Source organism: Devosia sp. (assembly GCF_041917035.1).
Classification (GTDB): Bacteria; Pseudomonadota; Alphaproteobacteria; order Rhizobiales; family Devosiaceae; genus Devosia_A.
The window spans coordinates 1-1,868 of the sequence record NZ_JAYRYM010000428.1 but is presented as its reverse complement, the minus strand read 5'-3'; the positions used below and the strand labels follow the sequence as shown (position 1 = coordinate 1,868).

Below are 1,868 nucleotides of genomic sequence, written 5' to 3'. Positions count from 1 at the left end.
ACCGTCAACCTCGTCTCCGACCTGCTCTACAAGCTGTTCGATCCCCGGCTGAGGTCGACATGAGCACCCCGCTGGGACAATGGCTGATGAGCGAGGCGCCGGCGTCGCGGCGCCAGGCCGTGCTGGGCAGCTTCTACCGCGGCGTGCGGGCCATCTTCGCCAATCCCACGGCCCTCGCCGGCCTGTTCATCGTCGCGCTGCTGGTGGCGATGGCGGTCTTCGCCCCGTGGTTCGCCATGGGCCGTTCGCCGCTGTCGCAGGACCTCGCGCAGCGCCTCGCGGCACCGTCGCCCGAGCACTGGTTCGGCACCGACGAACTGGGCCGCGACATCTATGCCCGCACCCTCTTCGGCGCCCGCGTGACGCTGACCATCGTCGTCCTCGTCTCGGTGGTGGTGGTGCCGATCGGGCTCGCCGTCGGCACCGTCGCCGGCTATTTCGGCGGCTGGGTCGACGCGGTGCTGATGCGCATTACCGACATCTTCCTCGCCTTTCCGCGCCTCGTCCTCGCGCTCGCCTTCGCCGCGGCGCTGGGGCCCGGCATCGAGAACGCGGTGATCGCCATCTCGCTGACCTCCTGGCCGGCCTATGCCCGCATCGCCCGCTCCGAGACGCTCGCCATCGCCCGCAGCGATTTCATCCAGTCGGTCGTGCTGCAGGGCGCCTCGACCTGGCGCATCCTGTTCCGACACGTGGTGCCGCTCTGCCTCTCCTCGGTCATCGTGCGGCTGACCCTCGACATGGCGGGCATCATCCTCACCGCCGCCGGCCTCGGCTTTCTCGGCCTCGGCGCCCAGCCCCCCACCGCCGAATGGGGCGCCATGGTCTCGTCCGGCCGCGACGTGATCCTCGACCAGTGGTGGGTGGCGACCATCCCCGGCCTCGCCATCTTCATCGTCAGCCTCGGCTTCAACCTCCTCGGCGACGGGCTGCGCGACGTGTTCGACCCGAAATCCCGATGACCGATCCGCTGCTCACCGTCGACAATCTGGACGTGACGTTCCCGGGGCGCACCGGGGCGACGCGCGCCGTCCGCAATGCCTCCTTCACGCTCGGGCGCGAGCGGCTCGGCGTGGTCGGCGAATCCGGCTCGGGCAAGACCACCATGGGGCGCGCCCTGCTCGGGCTGCTGCCGCACTCGGCCAACGTCAGCGCGAGGACCATGTCCTATGCCGGCAGGAACCTGCTGGCCTGCAGCGAGCACGACTGGCAGCACCTGCGCGGCCGGCGCATGTCGATGGTGATGCAGGACCCCAAATACTCGCTCAATCCGGTCCGCACCGTCGGCCAGCAGATCGGCGAGACCTGCCGGCTGCACCTCGGCTCCGACCGCCGCGACGCGCGCCGGCGCACCCTCGCCATGCTCGAGGCGGTGCAGATCCGCGATCCCGAACTGGTCCACGATCTCCACCCCCACCAGCTCTCGGGCGGCATGGGCCAGCGGGTGATGATCGCCATGATGCTGATCGCCGAACCCGACCTGCTGATCGCCGACGAGCCCACTTCCGCGCTCGACGTCACCGTGCAAAACGAGGTGCTGCGCATTCTCGACGACCTGGTGCGCAAGCGCGGCATGGGCCTGATCATGATCAGCCACAACCTGACCATGGTCTCGAGCTTCTGCGACCGCGTGCTGATCATGTATGGCGGTAAGATCGTCGAGGAATGCGCGGCGCGCGACCTCGGCAATGCCCGCCATCCCTATACCCGCGCCCTCGTCGCGGCGACGCCCTCGCTCGACGTGCGGCGGACCGAACTGGCGACCGTCGTGCGCGATCCGGAGTGGCTCGCATGATCTCGGTCAGAGACCTCTCCGTCACCTTCCAGGTCGGGGGCCGCGACATCCGGGCGGTCCAGGCCGTGTCCTT

The 1,868-nt window shown here is 69.4% G+C and carries 2 protein-coding genes; both read left to right on the top strand.

All coding sequences use genetic code 11. The annotated features are described in order from the left end of the window. The first annotated feature begins 59 nt into the window (after window positions 1–59). A complete protein-coding gene (gene nikC, locus ACE3TU_RS21955) occupies window positions 60–962 on the top strand; it encodes a nickel transporter permease (RefSeq protein WP_374627980.1) in 903 nt (300 codons plus the stop codon). Beyond that, window positions 959–1,795 carry an ABC transporter ATP-binding protein gene (locus tag ACE3TU_RS21950; protein WP_374627979.1) on the top strand — a complete coding sequence of 279 codons (837 nt, stop codon included), beginning with the start codon at window positions 959–961 and terminating at the stop codon, window positions 1,793–1,795. The genes nikC and ACE3TU_RS21950 overlap by 4 nt, the downstream gene beginning before the upstream one ends. The last annotated feature ends 73 nt before the right edge of the window (window positions 1,796–1,868 follow it).